This is a genomic window from Collinsella sp. LCP19S3_D3 (assembly GCF_052121455.1).
Taxonomy (GTDB): Bacteria; Actinomycetota; Coriobacteriia; order Coriobacteriales; family Coriobacteriaceae; genus Collinsella.
The window spans coordinates 1-3,209 of record NZ_JBQKEF010000038.1; the positions used below are offsets into that span (position 1 = coordinate 1).

At 57.3% G+C, this 3,209-nt stretch carries 2 protein-coding genes; both read left to right on the forward strand.

Annotated elements, in window-relative coordinates; translation table 11 throughout:
• Window positions 1-96: 96 nt before the first annotated feature.
• Window positions 97-1,554, forward strand: a complete 1,458-nt coding sequence (locus tag ACTQXM_RS08880) for a sugar nucleotide-binding protein (protein ID WP_441537633.1) — start codon at window positions 97-99, stop codon at window positions 1,552-1,554.
• A gap of 367 nt (window positions 1,555-1,921) precedes the next feature.
• Window positions 1,922-2,902 (forward strand): acyltransferase family protein, encoded by a 981-nt coding sequence (locus ACTQXM_RS08885; protein WP_441537634.1) that lies wholly within the window; start codon window positions 1,922-1,924, stop codon window positions 2,900-2,902.
• Window positions 2,903-3,209: the final 307 nt, after the last annotated feature.

Genomic DNA, 3,209 nt, shown 5'->3' on the forward strand with positions numbered 1-3,209 from the left:
CGGGCCGCGCCGGGCGGACCGCAGGGCATGGGGATGATCTTGCGGTCCGCCCGGCGCGCCCGCAACCTGAACATCGTCGATAGGAGCTTATCCCACATGGCAGACATCGCATTCGAGAAGGACCTCTCCGTGGCGGAGACCGGCATCGGGGGCCTCAAGGTCGTCGACCTCGCCGTCCACGGCGACTCGCGCGGCTGGTTCAAGGAGAACTGGCAGCGCGCCAAGATGTGCGCTCTGGGCATCCCCGACCTCAAGGTCGTCCAGAACAACATCTCCTACAACGACAGCCGCGGCGTCACCCGCGGCATCCACGCCGAACCCTGGGACAAGTTCATCTCCGTCGCCCGCGGCTCGGTCTTCGGCGCCTGGGTGGACCTGCGCGAGGGCAGCGAGACCTTCGGCAAGGTGTTCACCTGCACCCTGGACCCGAGCAGGGCCATCTACGTCCCTCGCGGCGTGGGCAACTCCTTCCAGGCCCTGGAGGACGGCACCGCCTACACCTACCTGGTGGACGCCCACTGGTCGCTGGAGCTGAAGAAGACCTACACGTTCGTGAACCTCGCCGACCCCGACCTCGCCATTCAGTGGCCGATCCCGCTCGATGAGGCCACCGTATCCGAGGCCGACCTCAACCACCCGTACCTTAAGGACGTCGTCCCCATGGCGCCGAAGCGCACCCTCGTCACCGGCTGCAACGGCCAGCTGGGCCGTGCGGTCCGCGCGCTGGCCGAGGAGCGCGGCGTGGCGAAGGACTTCGACTTCTGCGACATCGACACCTTCGATATGTCCGACCCGGACGCCTACGCGCAGTACGACTGGTCGCTCTACGGCACCGTGATCAACTGCGGCGCCTACACGGCGGTCGACAGGGCCGAGACCCCCGAGGGCCGCGCGACCGCCTGGAAGGCGAACGCGACGGGGCCGGCGCTGCTCGCCCGCATCTGCGCCGAGCACGGGATCACCCTCGTCCACGTGTCCTCCGACTACGTCTTCGACGGCACCGCCGAGGTCCACACCGAGGGGGAGCCCCTCAGCCCGCTGTCCGTCTACGGCCAGACCAAGGCCGCCGGCGACATCGCCGTGGTCGGCTGCCCGCGCCACTACATCATGCGCTCCAGCTGGGTCATCGGCGAGGGCCGCAACTTCGTCAAGACCATGAGGGACCTGTCCGACCGCGTAGCCGACCCCGAGGACGGGCTCACTCAGGTCACGGTCGTGGACGACCAGCTGGGACGCCTGACCTTCACGCGCGACATGGCCGAGGCCATCTTCCACGTGCTGGGCTCGCACGCCCCCTACGGCACCTATAACTGCACCGGCTCCGGCGCCATCAAGTCCTGGGCGGACATCGCCCGCGCCGTCTTCGAGGCAGCCAACGGCAACGGCGAGAAGGTCGTGCCGGTATCGACCGACGACTACTACGCCGGCGCCGCGGGACCCGTCGCCCCGCGCCCGGTCCACTCCGCGCTCGACCTGTCCAAGCTCGAGTCAGCCGGCTTCCACATGCCCGACTGGGAGGAAGAGCTCCAGTGTTACTTGAGCGAAATTAGTTAGTTTTATTTGCTTGCTTCTGAAAAGTTCGAGCAGATACCGTCCCCAGCTTAGCTCATCCTTAAGTATCCAACGATTCAATTTAAAATTCCCTCTACTTATTAACAAGTGGGAATTTTGGAGTGCCCCCCATGTGGACCAATTAAATCACTCTTTATATGGAAGCGTAAACGCTTGGTATTTCCGCTCGAATCATCGCTGCTACACAGGCTCTCACTTATCCGCAAACCGTCATAAGGCTATTCCACGACGCTAACGTGAATTTGACTCTGATTCAAGCGTCGGCTTGATTTAGGAAGAGAAGCACAGCAATTTAGCGGCGGTTGGTAACGCAGTATTCAATAAACTTGCAAAATGAAGATTGAAAATAATGATAAAAGCTCTATACCCCAAAACGCCACTATTTTCTCGTGAATGCACCACAGCGCTCAAGGGCATTGCTATCTCGCTTGTTATTTTTGGACACCGTGGACTCATCGACTGCGGGGGACAGTGGGGTGTGCATATATTCCTATTTTTGAGCGGATACGGGATCTTTAAGTCCGCTCAAAAGAACGGGATGGCAGCCTACTGGCGCAAACGTCTCGTGGGAGTTTTTGTACCATACATTCTGTTCAGCGTGTTTAAGTTGGGAATCTTGCTCGTAATGGGGGAAGAAGTTGGCGTAGGAAAGGCGTTCTACACATTAATGGGACTGGACTTCTGCCTCAACGTAGATCCTACGATGTGGTACATCACGTACATTTTTGTATGCTACGCTGTATTTTACGCTGCTTGGCCCTTATATAGACGATGCAGAGTTGCTGCTTTCACTTCGACGCTGTTTGTGAGCTTCGTGCTTATAGCGGTAGTGGGACGGATTAATATCGCGTGGAACAGTGGTGCTGTTGCCTGGGTCTATTTTTGGACTTTTCCAGCAGGTGTCATGCTAGCAATGCACGAGGAAAAGATCGCGGGGGGGGGTATCTCTCCAACGGTATACGTGCTTGCCTGTGTTGCAGCGCTTACTGCGGTGGCACTTATGTACGGTGCGCCGCACGGATCGCTTAACATATTTGTATACTCTGCAGCTGGCGCGGTGCTCGTGACGCTACTGGTTAAGTTTCTGATGGATGGTCCAGCGGGAACTGTACTTGTCAAGGCACTGAGTCCTTTGGGTAACGCCTCTTATGCCATGTACCTCAATGAGGGCTTCCTGATCAGGTTAGATGGCCTCTTTCCGTTTTCGATGGGGCCGATTTCGACGTTAGTTCTCTCATTTATCTTTGCAGTTGCATGGAACTGGCTCGTACCTGACCGAGTGACTCGATGGTTGAAAGGGATGTCAATTGCGAGTCGCCGCTACTCCTGATTGGTTTGCTCTATGGCTCATATTAAATTCGTTAACCTCTTGCTTGTTTATGGCTAAATTTGTCAAGATGAATTGCTGAATTCTGGTGACTTCTCTGATTGAATTAGTTGCTAAGAGCAATATCGTTGATAAAGCAAACTGCTTTCGGAAACTCCATCAGTTCTAGGTTGATTTCCGATCTCAACCGAACACATTGAGCTGATGGCTCGCTCCCGCAGTTAACCGAACGCCCCCGAGGTCCTATCCGGGACCCGGGGGCGGCATTTTCCCAGTTGAAGGAATGGTGGAGATGTGTTTCGATGGGTCC

What these genes read in the sequence shown, in the direction of transcription:
- ACTQXM_RS08880 (WP_441537633.1), top strand. Translation starts at nt 97, where the DNA reads ATGGCAGACATCGCATTCGAGAAGGACCTCTCCGTGGCGGAGACCGGC.
- ACTQXM_RS08885 (WP_441537634.1), top strand. Translation starts at nt 1,922, where the DNA reads ATGATAAAAGCTCTATACCCCAAAACGCCACTATTTTCTCGTGAATGC.